This is a genomic window from Alphaproteobacteria bacterium (genome assembly GCA_005883305.1).
Classification (GTDB): Bacteria; Pseudomonadota; Alphaproteobacteria; order Sphingomonadales; family Sphingomonadaceae; genus Allosphingosinicella.
The window spans coordinates 1,871,469-1,891,058 of sequence record VBAC01000001.1 but is presented as its reverse complement, the minus strand read 5'-3'; the positions used below and the strand labels follow the sequence as shown (position 1 = coordinate 1,891,058).

22 protein-coding genes and 1 tRNA gene are annotated in these 19,590 nt (G+C 67.4%); 9 read left to right on the top strand and 14 right to left on the bottom strand.

Going from position 1 to position 19,590, the window contains the following annotated elements; genetic code table 11:
• Positions 1–122: 122 nt before the first annotated feature.
• The 5 genes from E6G92_09420 to E6G92_09400 all read left to right on the top strand — a co-directional run bounded on the left by E6G92_09420 (position 123) and on the right by E6G92_09400 (position 3,206).
• Positions 123–623, top strand: a complete 501-nt coding sequence (locus E6G92_09420; protein ID TMJ19956.1) for a DUF2141 domain-containing protein — start codon at positions 123–125, stop codon at positions 621–623.
• A gap of 1 nt (position 624) precedes the next feature.
• Complete coding sequence (locus tag E6G92_09415) at positions 625–1,602, top strand: diacylglycerol kinase (GenBank protein ID TMJ19955.1); 978 nt, start codon at positions 625–627, stop codon at positions 1,600–1,602.
• 62 nt (positions 1,603–1,664) lie between these two features.
• Positions 1,665–1,955, top strand: a complete 291-nt coding sequence (locus E6G92_09410) for a BrnT family toxin (protein TMJ19954.1) — start codon at positions 1,665–1,667, stop codon at positions 1,953–1,955.
• Positions 1,906–2,205, top strand: a complete 300-nt coding sequence (locus E6G92_09405; protein TMJ19953.1) for a helix-turn-helix domain-containing protein — start codon at positions 1,906–1,908, stop codon at positions 2,203–2,205. Before E6G92_09410 ends, E6G92_09405 begins: the two co-directional genes overlap by 50 nt.
• An 80-nt stretch (positions 2,206–2,285) precedes the next feature.
• The gene (locus tag E6G92_09400; protein TMJ19952.1) at positions 2,286–3,206 is read left to right on the top strand and encodes a hypothetical protein; all 921 of its coding nucleotides are present in this window, start codon (positions 2,286–2,288) and stop codon (positions 3,204–3,206) included.
• Here E6G92_09400 and E6G92_09395 read toward each other — a convergent pair.
• From E6G92_09395 to E6G92_09385, 3 genes are all read right to left on the bottom strand, one after another.
• Entirely contained in the window at positions 3,163–5,184 is a 2,022-nt protein-coding gene (locus E6G92_09395) for a response regulator (GenBank protein TMJ19951.1), read from the bottom strand. The genes E6G92_09400 and E6G92_09395 overlap by 44 nt on opposite strands.
• 172 nt (positions 5,185–5,356) lie before the next feature.
• The gene (locus E6G92_09390; protein TMJ19950.1) at positions 5,357–6,022 is read right to left on the bottom strand and encodes a hypothetical protein; all 666 of its coding nucleotides are present in this window, start codon (positions 6,020–6,022) and stop codon (positions 5,357–5,359) included.
• Positions 6,022–6,375 (bottom strand): hypothetical protein, encoded by a 354-nt coding sequence (locus tag E6G92_09385; protein TMJ19949.1) that lies wholly within the window; start codon positions 6,373–6,375, stop codon positions 6,022–6,024. The genes E6G92_09390 and E6G92_09385 overlap by 1 nt, the downstream gene beginning before the upstream one ends.
• Positions 6,376–6,602: 227 nt before the next feature.
• On the opposite strand from E6G92_09385, the gene E6G92_09380 reads away from it, so the two are divergent.
• The gene (locus tag E6G92_09380; protein TMJ19948.1) at positions 6,603–8,267 is read left to right on the top strand and encodes a hypothetical protein; all 1,665 of its coding nucleotides are present in this window, start codon (positions 6,603–6,605) and stop codon (positions 8,265–8,267) included.
• Between the two features lie 46 nt (positions 8,268–8,313).
• Here E6G92_09380 and E6G92_09375 read toward each other — a convergent pair whose 3' ends face one another.
• The 3 genes from E6G92_09375 to E6G92_09365 form a co-directional block, all read right to left on the bottom strand.
• On the bottom strand, positions 8,314–9,552 hold the full coding sequence (locus E6G92_09375) for an aminotransferase class I/II-fold pyridoxal phosphate-dependent enzyme (GenBank protein ID TMJ20780.1): 1,239 nt from the start codon (positions 9,550–9,552) through the stop codon (positions 8,314–8,316).
• A 157-nt stretch (positions 9,553–9,709) separates the two neighbouring features.
• On the bottom strand, positions 9,710–9,958 hold the full coding sequence (locus tag E6G92_09370) for an acyl carrier protein (protein TMJ19947.1): 249 nt from the start codon (positions 9,956–9,958) through the stop codon (positions 9,710–9,712).
• Between the two features lie 85 nt (positions 9,959–10,043).
• Complete coding sequence (locus tag E6G92_09365) at positions 10,044–12,179, bottom strand: calcium-binding protein (GenBank protein ID TMJ19946.1); 2,136 nt, start codon at positions 12,177–12,179, stop codon at positions 10,044–10,046.
• Between the two features lie 232 nt (positions 12,180–12,411).
• Here E6G92_09365 and E6G92_09360 point away from each other — a divergent pair, with 232 nt between their 5' ends.
• Positions 12,412–12,936, top strand: a complete 525-nt coding sequence (locus E6G92_09360; GenBank protein TMJ19945.1) for a hypothetical protein — start codon at positions 12,412–12,414, stop codon at positions 12,934–12,936.
• On the opposite strand, the gene E6G92_09355 is transcribed toward E6G92_09360, so the two are convergent.
• The 3 genes from E6G92_09355 to E6G92_09345 all read right to left on the bottom strand — a co-directional run bounded on the left by E6G92_09355 (position 12,933) and on the right by E6G92_09345 (position 15,792).
• Complete coding sequence (locus tag E6G92_09355; protein ID TMJ20779.1) at positions 12,933–13,844, bottom strand: NAD-dependent epimerase/dehydratase family protein; 912 nt, start codon at positions 13,842–13,844, stop codon at positions 12,933–12,935. The two genes, E6G92_09360 and E6G92_09355, sit on opposite strands and share 4 nt — an antisense overlap.
• 150 nt (positions 13,845–13,994) lie before the next feature.
• Entirely contained in the window at positions 13,995–15,020 is a 1,026-nt protein-coding gene (obgE, locus tag E6G92_09350; GenBank protein ID TMJ19944.1) for a GTPase ObgE, read from the bottom strand.
• A 187-nt stretch (positions 15,021–15,207) separates the two neighbouring features.
• A complete protein-coding gene (locus tag E6G92_09345; GenBank protein TMJ19943.1) occupies positions 15,208–15,792 on the bottom strand; it encodes a helix-turn-helix transcriptional regulator in 585 nt (194 codons plus the stop codon).
• 143 nt (positions 15,793–15,935) lie between these two features.
• On the opposite strand from E6G92_09345, the gene E6G92_09340 reads away from it, so the two are divergent.
• Positions 15,936–16,781 carry a metal-dependent hydrolase gene (locus E6G92_09340; GenBank protein ID TMJ19942.1) on the top strand — a complete coding sequence of 282 codons (846 nt, stop codon included), beginning with the start codon at positions 15,936–15,938 and terminating at the stop codon, positions 16,779–16,781.
• On the opposite strand, the gene E6G92_09335 is transcribed toward E6G92_09340, so the two are convergent.
• The 5 genes from E6G92_09335 to hspQ form a co-directional block, all read right to left on the bottom strand.
• Positions 16,772–17,140 (bottom strand): hypothetical protein, encoded by a 369-nt coding sequence (locus E6G92_09335; protein ID TMJ19941.1) that lies wholly within the window; start codon positions 17,138–17,140, stop codon positions 16,772–16,774. The genes E6G92_09340 and E6G92_09335 overlap by 10 nt on opposite strands.
• 64 nt (positions 17,141–17,204) lie before the next feature.
• Positions 17,205–17,762, bottom strand: a complete 558-nt coding sequence (locus E6G92_09330) for a GNAT family N-acetyltransferase (protein TMJ19940.1) — start codon at positions 17,760–17,762, stop codon at positions 17,205–17,207.
• A 169-nt stretch (positions 17,763–17,931) separates the two neighbouring features.
• Complete coding sequence (locus E6G92_09325) at positions 17,932–18,201, bottom strand: 50S ribosomal protein L27 (protein TMJ19939.1); 270 nt, start codon at positions 18,199–18,201, stop codon at positions 17,932–17,934.
• 25 nt (positions 18,202–18,226) lie between these two features.
• A complete protein-coding gene (gene rplU / locus E6G92_09320) occupies positions 18,227–18,799 on the bottom strand; it encodes a 50S ribosomal protein L21 (GenBank protein ID TMJ19938.1) in 573 nt (190 codons plus the stop codon).
• 116 nt (positions 18,800–18,915) lie between these two features.
• Entirely contained in the window at positions 18,916–19,374 is a 459-nt protein-coding gene (gene hspQ / locus E6G92_09315) for a heat shock protein HspQ (GenBank protein TMJ19937.1), read from the bottom strand.
• Positions 19,375–19,445: 71 nt separating this feature from the next.
• Between hspQ and E6G92_09310 the strand changes: the two genes are divergently transcribed.
• A tRNA-Ser gene (locus E6G92_09310) sits at positions 19,446–19,535 on the top strand.
• Positions 19,536–19,590 lie beyond the last annotated feature (55 nt).

The window sequence follows — 19,590 nt, the reverse complement described above, 5'->3', positions numbered from 1 at the left end:
CTTCGCCACTATTTCGCCGCAAGCGGAGACGATCTGGGCGGCCATGGGGGAAAGGCAGACGGCCTTGCCCGCGGCCCTTCATGCGCGCGCGGGCGTTCGGCCCTACCCTGGGAGTTTGGGAAATGAAGTTGAAGATTTTGCGGGCGGGACTTCTGGCGGCGGCGCTCGGCGCGCTGCCCGCGGCCGCCCAGGCCCAGCTCGGCGCGGACGCCGCGGCCTGCCGCTCCGGCCGGCCGTCGATCCTCGTCAATTTGAGCCATTTCAACCAGCGCACCGGCAACATCCGGGTCGCGATCTACAACAGCGCGAACACGTTTCTGCAAAGGGGCCAGACCCTTCGCAAGATCAACGTGCCGGTGACCCCGGGCGGGCCGATGCGGGTGTGCATCGCGGTTCCGCAGCCGGGGACCTATGCGGTCGCGGTGCGCCACGACGTCGACGGCGACAATGCCCGCGGCGACTGGAGCGACGGCGGCGGCTTCTCGCGCAACCCGAGCCTGTCGCTGATGCACCTTCGCCCGCGCTTCGGCGACGTCGCGGTCAATGTCGGCCAGGGCACGCTCGGCGTGAACGTCGTCCTCAACTATCGCTCGGGCCTCTCGATCCGGCCCGGAAACGGATGAGATGAAATCGATCGCGCTCCTTTCCAACCCGCATTCCACCGGCAACCAGTCGCTTCTGCCGGAGGTGAGGAGCTATTGCGCCCAGCACGCCGACATCTTCCACTACGAGGTGGAGCGGGTCGACCAGATCGCCGAGGCGCTGCGCTCGATCGCCCGGGTGAAGCCCAAGGTGCTGGTCATCAACGGCGGCGACGGGACGGTGCAGGCGGCTTTGACGGAGCTCTACCAGGGCGGCCATTTCGGCGACACTCCGCCGCCGGTGGCGGTGCTTCCCAACGGCAAGACCAACCTCATCGCCCACGATCTCGGCGCCGCCGGCGACCCGATCGAGGCGCTCGAGCGGATCCTCGCCGTGGTGCGTACCGACATGGTGCCGCACATCGTCTCGCGCGAGCTGATCGCGCTGACCGGCGGCCGGCTCGACGGCGAGCGCCCGGTGCTCGGCATGTTCCTCGGCGGCGCGGCGCTCGCCGACACGATCCTCTTCTGCCGCCACAAAATCTATCCGCTCGGCCTGCCCAATTGGGCGGCGCACGGGCTGACCTTCCTGATGGGCATCCTTTCGGTGCTGATCGGCCGGCGCTCGCGCCTGCTCCCCGGCAAATGGGCGCCGATCACGGTTTCGGTGACGAAAAGCGGCGAGATGCAGGGGCGCTTCGCTTTGGTCATGGTGACCACGCTCGAGCGGCTTCTGCTCAACGGAACGATGACCGGGACGGGCCCGCGCGCCGGGGCGATGCAGCTGCTGGTGATCGAGCGCAACCTGATCTCGATCCTCGGCGCGCTCTTCGCCGCGATCCGCGGCCGGCTCGGCCTTCACGCCATCCGCGGAGTCCATCTCGAGCGCGGCGACGAGATCCGGATCGCCGGGACGCGCTCGAACATTATCCTCGACGGCGAGATGTTCGAGGCCAATGACGACCGGCCGATCGTGCTGAGGCCGACGGCGCCGGTGCATTTCCTGCGGCTGGCGGCTTAGCGGATCAAAGTGGTACTTTGATCCGGGCGCGCGCGGTTGCGTCGGCTGAGTGAATCACATATATTTGCGTCGTGATCGAATTCGATTCGGCGAAGGATGAAGCCAACCGGATCAAGCACGGCGTGGCGCTCGCCTTCGGTCTGCGCGTGTTCGAGGACGGCGCGCATATCGTCCTGCCTTCCTCCCGGCCGATCGACGGCGAGGATCGCTACAAGGCGGTCGGGACGGTGGAGGGGCGGCTGTGGACCGTCGTCCATGTCTGGCGCGGCGAAACGCTGCGGCTGATTTCGGTGCGAAGGAGCAATGCCGGTGAACAAAGAGACTATGATCGCGATCCCGAAGGATCCGAATGACCCGGAGGATTTCGACGTCAGCGTGGCCGGCGTGGAGCGGGGGCAGATGGGGCGGCGGATCCGGATGCTTCGGAACCGGCTCGGCCTCAGCCAGGAGGCGTTCGCTCGGACCTACGGAATCCCGCTCGCCAACATCCGCCAGTACGAGATTGGCCGCCACATGCCCCCGCCCGCCGTGCGCGCCTATCTGAAGGTGATCGACAAAGAGCCGGAGCTGGTGGCGAGGGCGGTAGCGGACGAGGCGGCCTGAGGCTGGAAAAGGGGGGCTGTCCTGTTTGCGGCGGGAACCGCCCTCTCCCCGGATCGGCCGGGCGCGGCTAAAGGGGGGGCATGACTTCGCTTCACGATCTCGTCGCCGCCGAGCTTTCGCAGGCGGTCGATCCGCGCGTGGCGGCGATGGCGGGGGCGATTGCCGCCGAATATCCGGACGCCGCGCGGGCGGTGTTGTTCTATGGGTCGTGCCTTCGCGAGAAGCAGCTCGACGGGCTGATGCTCGATTTCTACCTGATCGTCTCCGATTACCGCTCGGCTTATGGGCGCGGGTGGCTGGCCTTCGCCAACCGGGTGCTTCCGCCCAACGTCTTTCCGTTCGAGCATGACGGGCTGGCGGCCAAATATGCGGTGCTGAGCGAAGCGGATTTCCGGCGCGAAATCGGCTTCAAGGCCGGGAGCACCTCGGTTTGGGCGAGATTTGCGCAGCCCTCCCGGCTGGTCTGGATTTCGAATGAGGCCATGCGGGAACGCGTAATAGATATCGTCGCCGATGCGGCTCCTACTCTGTTTCAATACACGATCCCGATGATGGAGCCGCACAAGGACGTGACCGTGATCGACCTATGGCGGCGGGGCTTTGAACTGACCTATTCCGCGGAACTTCGGGCCGAGCGCGGGCAGCGGCCGTCGAGCATCATCGAAGCGGATCATGAACGCTATGTTCGGATCGGCGATGCGACCCTCGCGCGCATCGCGGAGCTGACCGGAACCGGCCCAAATGGAGAGGTAGGCTTGGTCGCTTCGTCCGAGGCCATGCGACGCTGGTGGCGCCGAGCGCGGCGCAAGGGCAAGGCGCTGACTCTCCTTCGCCTGGCCAAGGCGACCACCACCTATGCCGGCGGCGCCGACTATCTCGCCTGGAAGATCAACCGCCACGCGGGGACGAGGATCGAGGTCAAGCCGTGGCAGCGGCGCTGGCCGATCCTTGGCGCGCTTACGCTGCTTCCTCGTCTGCTTTGGCGCGGCGCGATCCGCTGACCGGCGAGCGCGCCGAGAGCGCCGCGGCGACGGCGCGGGCGAGGGCGTCGAGAGTGAACGGCTTGCGTAAGAGGTCGCGCCCGGCGAGGTCTCCGGCGTCGCCCGCCTCGCCGACATAGCCGGTGACGAACAGGATCGCGATCCGCGGGTAGAGGCGCTGGACCTGGGCGGCGAGCTGGGTCCCGGTCATCTCCGGCATCATCACGTCGGTGACGACCAGCTCGATATCGCTGTCGCGCTCGAGGATCTCGAGCGCCTCGCGGCCGCTCGCGCATGGGGTGGGGCGGTAGCCGAGCTCCTCCAGAGCGGCGACGGTGGAGCGGCTGACCCTCGGATCGTCCTCGACGACGAGGACCGCGGCCCCGGGATAGGAAGGCGGCGGCTCGGACGAGCGCCGCGCCGCCTTGGCCGGGCGGGCGCTCGCTTCCTCGGCCGCGGCGGCCGAGCGCGGCAGGTAAACCGAGACGCTGGTACCGCGCCCGACCTGCGATTCGATCGTCACCTCGCCGCCCGACTGGCGGGCGAAGGCGAAGATCTGGGAAAGGCCGAGGCCAGTGCCCTTGCCGACCTCCTTGGTGGTGAAGAAGGGCTCGAACACGCGGTCGAGATGCTCGGGCGCGATGCCCTTGCCGGTGTCCGAGACCCGAAGGCGGACATAGTCGCCGGCGGGAAGCTCGGCGATTTCGGCCTCGGCGAGGGCGACATTGTCGACCTGGATGGTGAGGTCGCCGGCCCCCTCCATCGCGTCGCGGGCGTTGACCGCGAGGTTGAGGACGGCGTTTTCGAGCTGGGTGGGGTCGGCCCAGACGTGCCACGGCTCGGAGGCGAAGCCGGTGCGCACGCTGATCCGCTCGCCGATCGCCCGGTCGACCAATTCGAGCATGCCTTCGACCAGCTGCGCCGGGGCGACCGCCTCGGGAAGCAAAGGCTCGGCGCGGGCGAAGGCCAGCAGCCGGCGGGTCAGGGCGGCGGCGCGGGTGGCGCCTTCCATCGCATTGTCGAGGTGGAACTCGACCTCGCGGCGCGACCCGTGGAGCTTGCGCCGCGCGAGATCGAGGCCGCCGACGACGACCGCCAGCATGTTGTTGAAATCGTGGGCGATGCCGCCGGTGAGCTGGCCGACCGCCTCCATCTTCTGCACCTGGCGGAGCTGCGCCTCGGCGGCGGCGCGCTCGCGCGCTTCCTCCTTGAGCGCGGCGTTGGCGTCGGAAAGCTCGCGGGTGCGCGAGCGGACCGCCTCTTCGAGATCGAGCGCGCGCCACGCCTGGGCCTCGGCCTCGCGGCGCGCCGCCACGCCTTCGGCGTAGGAGCGCCAGGCGAGAAGCGCGAGTCCGAGCGCTCCGAAGCCGATCAGGATTGCGAGCCAGCCGAGCCATTCGGTGAAGGTGTCGGCGCGGGTGACGAGCCCCTGGGTCTCGGCCATTCGCCGCTCGAGATTGACGCGCTCGGCCCGGGCGATCTCCTCCAGCTTGCTCCGCAGCTGCCCGAGCGTGTCTCCGCGCGAGGCCTGATAGAGGAAGCGCAGGCCGTCCATCCCCTCCCGGCGCGAGGCGGCGCTCGCAGCGGGCGCGAGCTCGGCGCCGCGCCGCTCGTAGAGGGCGCGCAGCTCGACCGCGCGGGAGAGCTGGTCCGGATCCTCCCTGGCAAGCCTGGTCAGCTGACGGATCTGCCAGCCGGCGGTGCGCCACTCGTTGTAATAGGCGGTAAAGGTGACCGGCTTTTCGTCGAGCACGTAGCGGCCGAGCGCGGCTTCCGAGCGGGCGATGGTCGCGTCGATCGTGCGGGTGAGCAACGTGATCTCGGCGCTTCGCCGCTCCCAGCCGATCGCCTCGTCGCGGGCGCGGTTCGACCAGGTGATCGAGAGGATGAGGACGATCAGCGCCAGCGTGGCGGCGAGCGCTCCCGCGCTGATCCACAGCGCGCGCCACGGCGACGCGCCGCTCTCCGCGCTTCCAGTCTCCGGTCCCACCTCCGCCATGCGGGGAATCTACGGGATGCCGGAACGGATTGTGAAGCGCGCAACAGGCGTTCCGCCCCCCGCGAAGGCTCGGTTCACCGCAGTTTGGCTCTATTCGCAAGCAGGAGCGGCGAGGCGCCAGCGGACCGGGCCTCTGGAAGTCCCGGCATCACTTGACCCAATCCTCCGGCGATCAACCGGGCCCAACCCGTGTCGAGGGCGGATTCGGCGCGGCGACCGCGGCAGGCTCGCCGGCTGGCGCCGGCGGCGCGGCGGCCGCGGCGGCCGGCTCGGGCACGATGGCCGGCGCGCCGGCCAGCTTCCAGGCGGCGGCGACCACCGGCGCGATGAGCAAGACCTGCGAAAGGATCAGCAACAGGCTGATGATGGCCAAGCTCGACGCGCGCTGCTCCTCCATCAGCTGCGCCAGCGTCTCCCGCTGGGTCGACATGCGCAACGCCTCTTCATAGTCGCCACCGAACGGGCGGACGCGGTCGAGGATCGCCTGCGAGGGATTGAGCGGAACGATGAAGTAGCGTTCCGCCTCCGGATTCTCCTCGATCTTGACCGTGTGGCTGTTGGCGAACTGAAAGTAGGTGGTCAGGCTGATCGCGCCGATCGCCACCGCCACCGCGGCAAGCAGCGCGGCGCGCCCGTTGCTCAGATTCAGAATCCACGACCGCAATAGGAAAACGCCCAAGAGGACGATCAGGCTGACTGAAAAGGAGATGATCTTGACCAGATCAATCAGGGTCGGCGGAATGTCGACCAGCCCGAACACGACGGCGACGGCCGGGAAGATGGCGATCAGCGCGCCGAGGCCGCGAAGCAGGTTGGTAACCGAGGTTAGTCCGTCCATCAGTTGCACTCCACATTAACATTTGTGTTGGCCGCGGGGTTGACCGCCGCCTCGACCAGCTGCCACCTTTCGGACTTGATTTCCCGGTTGGGCCCGCAGGCCGGAAATGCCACGTAAGTGGCGCCGGGCTTGGCGCGTCTCGGCGTCCCGATCGGCCAGGGGCCGTAGGGCGAATTCCCACCGATCAGCCGGCGCTGGTCAGCAGCGGTTCGCGCCGTATTGATCATGATGTCCTGCCGGATGATCCAGAATTCCAGCGCGGTGCTCGACTTCACCGTGATCGTGGCAAGCAGCGGCCCTGGCGCCAATAGCGCAAGAAGAATCGCGCAGCAGATCAGTCGGCGCCGATTCATCCAGCCCCCCATGGACAGACGACCTGAATGGACCCGGAAGCATTCCGTTCCAAGAGCCGAAGATATACGCTCCGGCTTTGGGAGTCTCGAAAAAAAGAGCGGCAGCCGCCCCTGTCATGACTCTGCCAGTTGACAAATCATTCGACATCGAACTGGAATTCTTGCGGGAAGAGAATATGAATGGATGATCTCGAGGGCGGGAAGAATTGGCCGGGAGGGGGACAATCATGGCGCGCAGGATCACGGCCATTTTGCTTTGTGCAGGGGCATTGCTGGCGCTGGCAACCGCGGCTCCGGGGAACCAGCCCGTCAGTGGGCAGCCGGCTCCGCAGCCGGCTCCGTCGCCGCCGCTCGCTACGTGCCAGGCTCGTCCCGAGCCGTCGGCTCAAGCGTCGCGCACAATTGCGGTCGGCGAATGCATCCGATCGACGCTCGGGGAAAACGACCCGACAATGGAAGACATGGTCCATTACGAGGACTATCGGCTGACGCTTCGAGCCGGCCAAGGGGTTCGGATCGACATGGACGCAATTCCAGCGAGCGCCGACTCATTCGGCTTCGACACCTATCTCGAACTCAGAGCGCCCGATCAGGACGAGCCGTTGAGGGCCAATGACGACCGGACCGACGGTCAGGGCTCGCTCAATTCGACCGTGACCTTCACCTCAGCCAGCGCCGGCACCTACGTCGTGCGGGCTCGGGGTCTCGGTTCCGGCGTCGGCGATTTCACGCTAAGAGTGACAGAATTGCCGCCGATAAGGGACCTCGCCCTGGGCGGCGAAGCGATCGTCTCCACAATCGGGATCGACGATCCCGAAGCCAACGGCCGGCATTATGAGGAGTTCAATCTGCGCCTGGCTGCTGGCGACACCGTCCAGGTCGATATGGAGAGCACGTCCGGTACGCGACCCGGCGCCGGCGGACTTGATCCGTATCTCGCGATTTCCAGGAGCGAAGGGGAGGAGCCGTTCGTCACCAACGACGATCGCGGCGATTCCTTTGACGCGCGGCTCAGCTTCGTCACACCGGCGGAGGGCGTCTATCGCGTCCGCGCCGAGGGCCTTGCCGGAACGAGGGGAGAGTACCGCCTGAGCGCCACCCGGCTCACGACGCTGCCTGAGATAGAGATGCTGACAGGGGATCATGTCGAAGGGAGATGGGAGGACGGCAGCCCGGCGACCCTGCGCGACGGCACGTCCATCCGCTACCGGGAGTTCCGTTTCAGTGGGACCAGAGGCGAGCGGATTCAAGTCGACTCCGATTCAAACCTGCCATCCCGGCTGATGATCGGCAGGCTCGACCGCTCGTGGCTGGCCGAGCGCGATGAGTCAGGTTCAGGTTCCGAAATCCCTCCCTCGGCCAGCTTCAGCGACCCGCGCGACAAGCATGTGACCGTACTTGCGGTGTTGCCGGAAACCGGGACCTATGTCGTTCGGACCGAAGTTCCGGCGCCCCACCACGGCAGCTTCCAGCTGCGGCTGACGCGGGGCGGTTCGGCGTCGATCAACCCGGAACCGTTCGACCGCGCGCGGCCACTTTCCGGGCGGCTGGGGCCGGATTCCGGTCTCGTCCTCGATCATGACAGTTGGGGCGCCGTCCGCGCCTTCTATCGCCTCTATTCCCTTGAGGTTCACGCCGGTGAGCGAATCGTGATCACGCTCGAGAGCGAGGATTTCGACCCGGTGCTGGAAGCGGGCGGGATGACTGTGATCGGCTTCGCGCAGGCCGCCTATAGCGACGATGCGGACGGGCGTAATTCGCGGCTCGAGCTGGATATCGCGACGGACGGGTTGCTCTATCTTCGCGCGCGATCCTTCGACTCCACAGTCGGGGAGGGGCGTTTCACGATCCGCGTGGCCCCCGCCCCGGCGGCACGGCCTTCGTCCAACTGACGCTGGCCACGCGCATGACGGGCCGATCAGACATACGGGAGTCGCTCTAGCCGATCACCCCGGTCGTCCGGCCCGCCCGCTCGAACATGGCGAGGATCTCCCCCACTTCCGCCTCGCTGTGCTCGGCGCAGAGCGAGCAGCGCAGCAGGGTCATGTTGGCCGGAGTCGCGGGGGGGCGGGCGAGGTTGACGTAGAGGCCCTCGGCGAGCAGCGCCTCCCACATCGCGGCGCCCTGCTCGAGATCGGGCATGATCACCGCGATGATCGCCGATTGCGGCGCCTCGGTGCCGAGCTGGAAGCCGAGCGCCTTCAGGCCCGCGTGCAGGCGGCGGGAATTTTCCCACAAATGCGCGCGCTTGTGCGGGGCCTGCATCAGCTTGCGGATCGAGGTCGCGGCGGTGGCCACGACCGAGGGCGGAAGCGAGGCGGTGAAGACGTAGGGGCGGCAGACCAGCCGCAAGATCTCGAACTTGGGATGGTTGGAGACGCAAAAGCCGCCGACCGTGCCGACGCTCTTGGAGAAGGTGCCGATGACGAAATCGACGTCGCCCAGCACGCCCTGCGCCTCGGCGACTCCGCGCCCGTTCTCGCCGATGAAGCCCATCGAATGCGCCTCATCGACCAGCACCATCGCTCCGGCGGCCCTGGAGACGGCGACCATCTCCTTCAGCGGAGCGACGTCGCCGAGCATCGAATAGACGCCTTCCAGCACGACCAGCTTGCCCGCGTCGGCCGGGATCCGGGCGAGGCGCTTCTCCAGCGCGGAGACGTCGTTGTGGCGGAACGGCACGACCTCGGCATTGCCCATCGCGCAGCCGTCATAGATCGAGGCGTGGCTGTCGATGTCGAGGACGATGTAATCGCCCTTGCCGGCGATGGTCGAGATGATTCCGAGATTGGCCTGGTAGCCGGTCGAGAAGACCATCGCATGGTCCATGGCGTAGAAGGCCTTGAGCGCCTCCTCGCATTCCTTGTGCCCCTGGTAGGTGCCGTTGAGCACCCGGCTTCCGGTCGTGCCCGAGCCATATTCGTCGAGCGCCCGCTTGCCGGCGGCGATCACGTCCTCGTCGAACGTCATGCCCATATAATTGTAGGTGCCGAGGAGAATGGTTTCCTTGCCGTTGCAGACCGCGCGGGTGGGCGAGAGCACCTTTTCCATGACCAGGCTGAAGGGGTCCTTGACGCCGGTCGCGAGCAGCGCCTCGCGCTGGGCGATCAGGGCGTCGAACTTGGAAAAGAGGTCGCGGCCCGAAGGGGCGAGCGGCGCCTCGTCGGCCGGGTTCATTGCGTTGGCGACGGATTCTGTCACCAAATCCTCCCCGGAACGGGGAGGTGGCAGCGCGGAGCGCTGACGGAGGGGTCGACGGGCGCATGACCGGGGCTCGGCCCCACCACCATCCGGCTGCACCGGATGGTCCCCCTCCCCGTTCGGGGGAGGATTTTCATCCTTCCGTCCTCAAGGTCTCGACCGCGTCGACCAGCTGGCCGACGGTCTCGATCTCGGCCTGCATGTTCATCGTGATCAATATGTCGAACTCGTCCTCGACGTTCGCGACGAAGTCCATCACCACCAAGCTGTCCCATTCGAGATCGCCGGCGAAGGTGGTCGTCTCGGCCAGAGCCACGCCCTTCTTGTTGAACGGCGCGATCAGCCTCGCGACCTTGTCGAACGTCTCGTCTCTGTCGGTCATGCCCCGCCCTTTAGGAGTGCAGCAACCGGGTGCCAAGGAAATAGGGCCGGAAGAGGGCGCTTTGGGGGTGGGGCGCCGGCCGCGGCTAGAGGACGAAATCGGCCGCCTGCAGGACGGGGGTCACGGCCATGATCTGGAAGTCCGCGAAGCCGTCCCCGTCCAGATCGCCGCCGATGCGCGCGATGCCGTCCGCGATCTCGAAACGCAGCTCGCCGGCGTGGCCGGAGAAGGCGGCGCTGCCGATGAAGGTGAAAGCGTCGTTGGGCGCCGTATTCCGGACGGCGTCGATCGCGGAAAGATCGATCCGGTCCTCGCCCGAGGTGAAATCCTGAAGGACATCCGGAAGCGTCTTCTTCCCGTCGGAGCGAAGAGCGGAAAAGCTGTCCGACGAGTCGCCGTAGACGAAGACATCGCCGCCCGCGCCTCCGCTCAGGCGATCGCCGCCGGCGCCGCCGACGATGCGGTCGTCGCCCCCCTGGCCGCCGACCGTGTCGTCGCCGGCGCGCGCGAGGATTTCATCGGGCGCGCCGGTGCCGAGCAGGCGATCCGCGCCGGCCGAGCCGTCGACCAGGATCAGGCCGGCCGGCGCGAAGCCGAGATTGGCCTGGGTCAGCCTGCCCGCATCGACGCCGACGAGCTGGCCGAAAAGATGAGCCGCGTCGCTCTCCCCGGGGAGGCGGTAGAGCAGCAGCGTATCGGCGCCGCTTTGCTGCAGCCGAAGAGCATGTTCCGCGAAGGGGTTGGAGCCCGGCTGCCAACTGCCCAGGCTGAAAAGGACGGAGATGAAATCGATCCTGTCGCCGCCGTCGCCCGGCTGGAAATCGAGCACCTTGAAGGCATTGGGCCCGAACGGCACGCCCGACAAAAACACGGAGTCGGCGCCGCTGCCCAAAGCGAGCGTCGTGCTCCGGGCGCTGAAATCGAGCCTGACGAAATCGTCGCCGGCTCCGGCGTCGATGCTGGCCGAACGCGACGTCCGGACGTAGATATCGTCGTTCCCGTCGCCGCCGATCATGACGACGTCGTCGTACAGGGATCGGCCGATGAAGTTCAGGGCGTCGGCGCCCGCGCCGCCGTCGAGCAGAGTCGTCGTCGGACCCGTGAAGAACCATTGCCGGTCGACCGTCAACTGGTCCGAGCCGTCCTCTCCGTAGAGCCGGTCGCTGCCGGTCGCCGCGTCGTGGAGGACGTCGTCGCCGGCGCCGCCGATGAGCAGATCGTCGCCGAACTCGCCGTCGATCAGATCGTCCCCGTCTCCGCCTTCGATCCGGTCGTTGCCCGCGCCGCCGTAAAGGACGTCGGCCCCCGCCAGGCCGCGCACCAGATCATCGCCGCTGGTGGCGCTGAAATTGTCGGCGGCGGCAGTCCCTTCGATCGTTATTCCGGCCGTCGCGGCGCCGGACGGAGCGTAGCCGCCGAGGTTGCGGGCCGTCAGCGCCGCGGCGTCGACATTCTCCAGGACGAGCAAAGCGGTGAACCCCTCGAGGGTCCGAGTGCCGTCGCGGTCGAACTGCACCACGGTGTCCGCGCCTTGCTGGACGAGACGAAGGAAGCCGGTGGCGAAGGGATTGGTGTCCAGATCCCACAGCAGGGCCTGCCAGGACAGATAGGAGATCAGGCTCAGCGAATCGCCATTATCCCCGGCGGCAAAGTCCCGGATTCGCGCGAAGGTGTTCGACGGATGGCCTTGATTGCTTTCGACGACGAGCAGATCGCTGCCGGAGCCCAGGGTGATGTCGTAGCCCGTCTGATAGAGGCGGATATGGACCAGGTCCGAATCGGCGCCCGAGTCGATCTGGACATGGCCGCCCCCCTCGACGAAGATCCGGTCATGCCCGGCGCCGCCGAGCAGGACCGCGATGCTCGCGGCGCCCGGCGACCAATAGTCGATCCGGTCGTCGCCCGATCCGCCGTCCAGCCGCGCGCTGAGCGCAAGGGCGGACATCATCCCCTGGTAGACCAGCCGGTCGTTGCCCTCGTCTCCGAACAGGCTGTCATTTTCGCCGTCCGAGCCTTCGCTCAGATAGTCGTTGCCGGCGCCGCCGTGGACGATGTCGTCGCCGGCGCCGCCGAACAGGGTGTCGTCGTCGTCCCCGCCATCGATATCGTCATTGCCGCCGGCGCCGGAAATGAAATCCCTGCCGGCCAGACCGCGGATGACGTCGGCCTCGGCGGTTCCGATCAGCGAGTCGCTTCCGGCCGTGCCCATGATGGTCGGCAATGCAATTCCCCCCGGTTGCGCCCCAGTGCCGGCGCTGGGCGTATTCACTCCTTTAAGTCGCTGACAATATTAAACAATGGAATTCGCGGCTACAGGAAATTGCTCAAATCGTAGGTCGGCACTCGCGCGACAAGGATGTGCCGGGGCCGTGTCGGGGGGGAAGCGGCGGCGGCTTGGCAAGGCGCGGACCGCCGTGGCATGGCCGAATGGAACGCGGGGAAAAGGATTTTCCATGGCCGATGAAGAGACAAAGCCCGCCGCCTATTCGCCCAACGCCGTCCACATGATGCGCACGACGCAGCACGCGCAGATGCAGCTTTCCGGGATCGCCGACGCCAAGGCCAATATCCTGATGGGCGCGACCTTCGTCATCTTCACCATCACCGTGGGCCAGTCGCGGGGCGGCGTCATCCCGCTGCCGCTTCTGATCCTCGGCGGCGCGGCCTTCCTGTCGGCGATCCTCGCCGTGCTCGCGGTGATTCCGAAGGTTCGCGCGCCCGGCAGGGGCGGCCGGGGGAGCAATCTGCTCTTCTTCGGGCAGTTCACGGCGATGGAGGAGGAAGAGTTCATCGAGGAGGTGCTTACCCGCCTCAGGGACGACGAAACGCTCTACCGGACCATGGCCCGCGATATCTACCAGAACGGCCGCGTGCTCCAGCGCAAGAAATACCGGCTGCTGGGCATGGCCTACCAGGTGTTCATCGCCGGCCTCGTCGCCAGCTGCGCCGCCTTCGTGATCGAGCGCTTCCTAAGCTAGCGCAGCCAGCCTTGGGCGCGGTACCATTCGGCGGTGGCCTTGAGGCCCGTCGGGGTGCGAACGCTTGGGGTCCACAGCTTGGCGGGCGGGCGGGCCTCGGCGGCGACGACCCAGTCGGGGTGGCAATAATAGCGCACCCGGTCGGGCGTCAGCTTGGCCTTTCCGCGGCGGACCAGGCGGTCGACCCGGGCGGCGCCGTGCATCACCGCTTTGGGCATGGCGACCGTCGCGGCGCGCTTGCCGAAGATCCGGCTCAGCGTCCGGGCGAAATGGCGGTGGTCCCAGCCATTTTCGGTGCCGTCGTCGGGCTCGTAGGTCTCGCCGAGCGTGTCGGGCTGGTCGAGCAAGGCGAGGATCAGGCGGCAGAGATCGGCGACGTGGATCACCGAGAAGCGGCCCGATGGGGGCAGCAGGGCGATTCCGCGCCGGGCCATCTTGAACAATTCGAACGTCTCGCGGTCGCCGGGCCCGTAGACCGCGGGCGGGCGGACGATCGTCCAGTCGAGCCCCGAGGCGGCGACGAGCCGCTCCGAGCGGGCCTTGGACCAGCCGTAATCGGACAGGTCCGGCTCGCGCGCGGCGAGCGAGGAGATATGGACGAAGCGGCGAACGCCTTGGGCGCGAGCGGCGTCGATCATCGCCGCGCTGCCGCCGACATTGACCGCCTCGAAGCCGGCGCGCGTGGCGGCGTTGATCAGCCCGGCGACGTGGATCACCGCGTCGGCGCCGTCGCAGAGCTTCTCCAGGCTCGCCGGGCGGTCGAGCGCGCCCTCGATCCAGTCGATCCCCTCCTCGTGAGGCCGCCAGCCGCGGGTGAGCGCGCGAAGCTCGTAGCCGGCGTCGCGTGCGGCGCGGATCAGATGGCCGCCGACGAAGCCGGTCCCGCCGGTGATGGCGAGGGTGCGGATCCGAGGAGCCACGTCAGCATCCCCAACCCGTTCGTGTCGAGCGAAGTCGAGACACCCGTTCGAGCATAGTCGAGAATAGGGCCTCGGCTGCGCTCGGCGGGGTCCCTCGACTTCGCTCGGGACGAACGGTGGAGGAAATCGGGTTTGGCATCACAGCGGGGACCAGTCGGCCTCCTCGGACGCGTCTTTCGCACGCCCGATCCGCTCGACCAGAGCGTCGAGCACCGGATCGACCCCGGCGCCGGTCGCCCCCGAGACGGCGAAAACCGGGGCGCCCGAGGCGGCGCGGAGCTCGCCGGCGAGCGCCTCGGCGAGCTCGGCGTCGATCAGGTCGCACTTGTTGAGCGCGATCACCTCGTCCTTGTCCTCGAGGCCTTCGCCATAGGCTTCGAGCTCGGTGCGGACGGTGCGCCAGGCTTCGGCGACGTCCTCGACATTGGCGTCGACGAGGTGGAGCAGCACCCGGGTGCGCTCGACGTGCCCGAGGAAGCGGTCGCCGATTCCGGCGCCCTCGGCCGCGCCCTCGATCAGGCCGGGAATATCGGCGAGGACGAAATCGACCTGCTTGTGGCGGACGACGCCGAGCTTGGGGTGGAGCGTGGTGAAGGGATAGTCGCCGACCTTGGCCTTGGCATTGGAGACGGCGTTGAGGAAGGTCGACTTGCCGGCATTGGGCAGGCCGACGATGCCGACGTCGGCGATCAGCTTGAGCCGGAGCCAAACCCACAATTCCTCGCCCGGCCAGCCGGTGCCGTGCTGGCGCGGGGCGCGGTTGGTCGAGGTCTTGTAGGAGGCGTTGCCGCGCCCGCCCTCGCCGCCCTTCAGAAGCACGACGCGCTGGCCGACCTCGGTGAAATCGGCGAGGACATGCTCCTTGTCGTCGGAAAGGACCTGGGTGCCGACGGGAACCTTGACCACCAGGTCCTTGCCTCCGGCGCCGGTCTGGTTGCGCCCGGCGCCGCCCTTGCCGCGGGGCGCCTTGAAATGCTGGGTGTAGCGAAAGTCGATCAGCGTATTGAGGCCCTCGACCGCCTCGAAGACGATGTCGCCGCCCTTGCCGCCCTCGCCGCCGTCCGGACCGCCATATTCGATATATTTCTCGCGCCGGAAGCTGACCGCGCCCGGCCCTCCGCTGCCCGAGCGGATGAAGATCTTGGCCTGGTCGAGGAAATGCATGGCGGGGCATGTAGGGGATAACGCCCCTCTCTGAAAGATCAGTCCCCGCGGACCATGCCCCGCATGGTCCTTTGGATCCGGGCTGATGGGAGGGGGCGGGTGCGCGAAGCGCGGCGGGCGATGAAATCGGGGCGGGCTGCGCTCGCCACCCGCCCCTAGCCCCTCCCTTGCAGGGAGGGGAAAGTTCTCAGCCCGTTTCCCCGAGCCTGGTCGTAGCGAGCAGCTGGCGAAGGACGATCTCCCGCGCCTTCCCCCGGTCGAGGCCGAGCGCTTCGGCCATCTCCGCGCCGAGCAGCGAATCGCCCATCGCGACGAGGACGATCCACAAGGTGGTCTCCTGCACCGGCCGGTCCTCGTGGCCGGCGCGCAGGCGGTCGACCAGTTGGTGGATGGCGTCGAGGATCGGATCGAGCGCGTCGCGGTTGCCGGAGAGGATCATCCAGGCGGCGAGCGCCCCGGCGCCCTCGCGGCCGAAGGCGTCGAAGGTGAGGTCGACGATCGAGCGCGGGTCGGCCTCGTGGGCGCGGGCGCGCTCGACGGCGTCGGCGATTCCGGCGCAGACGCGCTCGCCGATCATCTGCGCCAGCGCCGCCTGAAGCCCGGCGGCCGAGCCGAAATGGTGGAGCAGGTTGGCATGGGTCTTTCCGATCGCCGCCGCGACGGCCTTGAGGGTCACCGCCTGCGGCCCGTGCTCGATCAGCAGCGTGCGCGCCGCCTCCAAAGCGGCGGCGCGCGATTCTTCGGGGGACAGGCGTTCGCGAGTTATTGACATAAGTGTAAGTATGTGCTCATGGGAGTCATGCCGGGCGTGATCCGGCACCGATGAACTCGGACGCTGGCGGGAAAAACTCAAGCACCGTGTTCATGGGTCCCGACTTTCGTCGGGATGACTCATGTGAATTGAAGGGTTGGCGAATGAATCGGACACCCCAGGACCTCACGATCACCCCGCGCGACCGCCGCTTCGGGCGCGGTATGGATCAGGCACGCTGGTGGAATGGCGGCGATCCGGTCGCGACCGCCTTCTACAACGCGCTCTCCGCCACCTTCCCCAAGGGCGAGGCCTATTTCGTCGAGAGCGTCCGCGCCTTTCGCGACGGCACGCCGCCGAAGCTCGCCGAGGAGATCAAGGGCTTCGTCACGCAAGAGGTGATGCACAGCCGCGAGCATGTCCAGTTCAACAAGCGCGCTCTGGAGGCCGGCTACGACCTGACCAAGCTCGAGGAGCGGGTGGAGTGGCGCCTGTCGATCACCCGCGCGCGGCCGCCGATCGTCAACCTCGCCGCGACCATGTGCCTCGAGCATTTCACCGCCATCCTCGCCCACCAATTGCTCAAGAATCCGCGCCATCTCGACAGGGCGGATGGCGAATGCGCGGCGCTCTGGCGCTGGCACGCGATCGAGGAGATCGAGCACAAGGCGGTCGCCTACGACACCTGGCTTCACGCGACTCGCGGCATCTCCCGCTGGAAGCGCTGGAAGATCAAGGCCAAGGTGATGCTGTTCGTCACCCGCAACTTCGTCGTCGACCGCACCTTCGGGACGCTCGAGCTGCTGCGCCAGGACGGGATCACCGGGGCGAAGGCCTGGGCGCGGATGTTCTGGTTCGCCTGGGTGCGGCCGGGGATGATGCGCAAGATCCTCGGCGCCTGGGCAGCGATGTTCATGCCCGGCTTCCATCCCTGGAACCAGGACGACCGAGCGCTGATCGCCGGGGCCGAGCGCAACTTCGCGGCGCCCGGGGCCGAAGCCTACGCCTGATCGCCCTCCAGGTCCCGGGTGGGATGAAGCTCGACGAAGACCACCGCCGCGAGCCAAATGCCCAGGGTGACCATCATCCGGGCCGCGTCGGCCGGCGCCAGGCCGGCCGGCCGCTGGTAATATAGGACGTAGGCGATCACGCCCGCGTACGTTGCGAGCAGCGTATAGGCATAGCCCCGCCGTTCGGATGTAGAGAACATCCGAAGCGCGATCACGGTGCATGCGAGGACGAAGATCACGACGCCGTAATCGTAGAGACTGAGTCCTCCGAGCGTCCCCAGGTTCGCTCCGAGCAAGGCGCCGAAGAAGAGGCCGATTCCATCCGCCATCGCGACCTTCTCGCGCGGCGTCTGCGACATCAGGCCTGTCCACCGTCTTGCCATGGCCCGACCCTAAGCAGACGCCCGCACCGCCGCAAGCGGCTCAGGCGGCGATCGCGCGCGGCCCGAACGCCTCCGGCTCCTCGCGCAGGTCGAGCGCGAACTCGCGGCAGGCCACTTCCTCGCCGCGCCCGGCGCTGTAGCGTCGTATCGTCTTGCCGAGCGAACGGAAGCCGAGCTTGCGCAGAACCGCGCCCGAGGCCGGGTTGTCGGTGAAATGGCCGGCGACGAGCCGGTTCAGCCGCAGCGATTCGCGTGCGTTGGCGATCAGCGCCCTGGCCGCCTCGGTGGCGATGCCGTGGCCCCAGAACGGCCGCGCGATCCAATAGCCGAGCTCGGTCTCCCGTTCCCCCGGCTTGCGGGCGAGGCCGACCGCGCCGGCCAGGAGGGGAGCGCCCGCGGTGCGCAGGAAGACGAGGCAGGTCGGCTCGTGCGGCGCGCGCTCGCGCATGAGGAAGCTCTCGGCGTCGGCGAAGCTGTAGGGCCAGGGCGCCTGGGCGAGGTTGCGGACGATCCCCTCGTCGCAGATCGCGCGGAAGAGCGCCGGCGCGTCCTCCCTCCAGCCGGGCCTCAGAAGCAGTCTTGGCGTGATCGCGAACATCTGTCTTCCCCTTCACGAGCCGGCCCCTGGCCCTTTCGGGCTACGGACCGGCGACTCTTCGTGAGGGAGACAAAAGAAAAGGGAGGGGTCTGGCGACCCTCTCCCTCACTTGGTTCTCTACCGAGATCCTTGGGCCGCCCCTCCCGGGACAACCCTTCCTCGGCTGTCCCTATGTGTCCGCGCTAATCGGCATCTCGACGCACACGAACTTGCGGCCGAGCTTGCCGTCGCGAAACGCGACGGTGCCGGCCGTAAGTGCGAACAGGGTATGGTCCTTGCCGATTCCGACATTGGCGCCCGGATAATATTTGGTGCCGCGCTGGCGCACGATGATGTTGCCGCCGACGACATTCTCGCCGCCGAACTTCTTCACGCCGAGGCGCTTGGACTGGGAATCGCGGCCGTTACGCGACGAGCCGCCTGCTTTCTTATGTGCCATGGTGCTTCTCTAACCGTCTTTTCGTTTACTCGGCCTTACCAGCCGCGGGCTTCTTCGTCGAGGCCTTCTTCGCAGGTGCAGCATCGTCGGCCTTCTTGGTGGCGGCGGCCTTCTTAGGCGCCTCCGCCTTCGCCTCGGGGGCCGCTTCGGCGCCGCCCTTGGCTGGAGCCTCCGCCTTCGCCTTAGCGGCCTTGGCCGGCTTCTCGGCGGCGGCCGGAGCGGCCTCGGCCTTCGGTGCCGCTTCCGCCTTCGGGGCGGCCTTCTTCTCGGCCCCCTCGGCCTTGCTCGGGCCAGGCTTCTTGTCGCCGATCGCCGTGATCTTGAGGATCGTCAGCTGCTGGCGGTGGCCCTTCTTGCGGCGGTAATTGTGGCGGCGGCGCTTCTTGAAGACGGTGACCTTGTCGGCCTTCGCCTGGGCGACGATCTCGGCCGAGACCGTGAGGCCGTCGGTGGACTTCGACTCGCCGCCGTCGCCGGCGAAGAGGACGTCGCTCAGGGTGATCGCGTCGCCCGCCTCTCCGGCGAGCTTCTCGACCACGATCTTGTCTCCGGCGGCGACGCGATACTGCTTGCCGCCCGTGCGCACGATAGCGAACATGGGCCTACTTTCATTCAACTCGAAATTGCTTGACGCGCAAAGCCAGGCTCCGCGCGGGACGTGGGCTGCTACAAAGAGAGGGAGCCGCTGTCAACCGAAGCGGGGCGATTAATGACCTAGTGACGCCGCTCCGGGCGTAGCCGATAGCGCCCTTCCGCGAAGCCTTCGAACATGTCGGGGATCGCGGGATGCTCGACCGGGCCGCCGGATTCGTCGCCGAGCAGGTTCTGCTGGCTGACATAGGCGATGTAGCTGCTCTCCGCATTCTCGGCGAGCAGGTGGTAATAAGGCTGGTCCTTGGGCGGGCGCAGGTCCTCGGGAATCGCCTGATACCATTCCTCGCTGTTGGCGAAGACCGGATCGACGTCGAACACCACGCCGCGGAAATCGAACAGCCGGTGGCGCACGACCTCGCCGATCGCGAAGCGGGCGGTGGCGACGGACGGAGCCTTGGGATTGGCGAGGATGTTTTCGCTGTGAGTCACGCCACCATATGTAGTGGAGGAGCGCCGGGCCCACAAGCAAGGGGCGGGGGCCTCGCCGCGATTTCCGCGCCTCCGGGCGATTGCGCTCATGCAAATTTGCCATTAGAGCGCGCGGCTCATCGACCGGGCCGAGTGATCGCGAGGCCAGAAATACCCCATGCGGAGAGGTGCCGGAGTGGTCGATCGGGGCGGTCTCGAAAACCGTTGAGCGCGCAAGCGTTCCGAGGGTTCGAATCCCTCCCTCTCCGCCATTTCAATCTCGATGTGCGGGGAAGCCCGATGATGCGGTTGCGGGAGTCCTGGACG

Excerpts from the sequence above, each read along its gene's own strand:
- obgE (TMJ19944.1), bottom strand. The coding sequence starts at position 15,020 with ATGCATTTCCTCGACCAGGCCAAGATCTTCATCCGCTCGGGCAGCGGA.
- E6G92_09420 (TMJ19956.1), top strand. The coding sequence starts at position 123 with ATGAAGTTGAAGATTTTGCGGGCGGGACTTCTGGCGGCGGCGCTCGGC.
- E6G92_09325 (TMJ19939.1), bottom strand. The coding sequence starts at position 18,201 with ATGGCACATAAGAAAGCAGGCGGCTCGTCGCGTAACGGCCGCGATTCC.
- rplU (TMJ19938.1), bottom strand. The coding sequence starts at position 18,799 with ATGTTCGCTATCGTGCGCACGGGCGGCAAGCAGTATCGCGTCGCCGCC.
- E6G92_09400 (TMJ19952.1), top strand. The coding sequence starts at position 2,286 with ATGACTTCGCTTCACGATCTCGTCGCCGCCGAGCTTTCGCAGGCGGTC.
- E6G92_09380 (TMJ19948.1), top strand. The coding sequence starts at position 6,603 with ATGGCGCGCAGGATCACGGCCATTTTGCTTTGTGCAGGGGCATTGCTG.
- E6G92_09340 (TMJ19942.1), top strand. The coding sequence starts at position 15,936 with ATGAATCGGACACCCCAGGACCTCACGATCACCCCGCGCGACCGCCGC.
- E6G92_09405 (TMJ19953.1), top strand. The coding sequence starts at position 1,906 with ATGCCGGTGAACAAAGAGACTATGATCGCGATCCCGAAGGATCCGAAT.
- E6G92_09360 (TMJ19945.1), top strand. The coding sequence starts at position 12,412 with ATGGCCGATGAAGAGACAAAGCCCGCCGCCTATTCGCCCAACGCCGTC.
- E6G92_09385 (TMJ19949.1), bottom strand. The coding sequence starts at position 6,375 with ATGAATCGGCGCCGACTGATCTGCTGCGCGATTCTTCTTGCGCTATTG.
- E6G92_09335 (TMJ19941.1), bottom strand. The coding sequence starts at position 17,140 with ATGTCGCAGACGCCGCGCGAGAAGGTCGCGATGGCGGATGGAATCGGC.
- E6G92_09395 (TMJ19951.1), bottom strand. The coding sequence starts at position 5,184 with ATGGCGGAGGTGGGACCGGAGACTGGAAGCGCGGAGAGCGGCGCGTCG.
- E6G92_09370 (TMJ19947.1), bottom strand. The coding sequence starts at position 9,958 with ATGACCGACAGAGACGAGACGTTCGACAAGGTCGCGAGGCTGATCGCG.
- E6G92_09415 (TMJ19955.1), top strand. The coding sequence starts at position 625 with ATGAAATCGATCGCGCTCCTTTCCAACCCGCATTCCACCGGCAACCAG.
- E6G92_09345 (TMJ19943.1), bottom strand. The coding sequence starts at position 15,792 with ATGTCAATAACTCGCGAACGCCTGTCCCCCGAAGAATCGCGCGCCGCC.
- E6G92_09375 (TMJ20780.1), bottom strand. The coding sequence starts at position 9,552 with ATGAACCCGGCCGACGAGGCGCCGCTCGCCCCTTCGGGCCGCGACCTC.
- E6G92_09330 (TMJ19940.1), bottom strand. The coding sequence starts at position 17,762 with ATGTTCGCGATCACGCCAAGACTGCTTCTGAGGCCCGGCTGGAGGGAG.
- E6G92_09390 (TMJ19950.1), bottom strand. The coding sequence starts at position 6,022 with ATGGACGGACTAACCTCGGTTACCAACCTGCTTCGCGGCCTCGGCGCG.
- hspQ (TMJ19937.1), bottom strand. The coding sequence starts at position 19,374 with ATGAGCGCAATCGCCCGGAGGCGCGGAAATCGCGGCGAGGCCCCCGCC.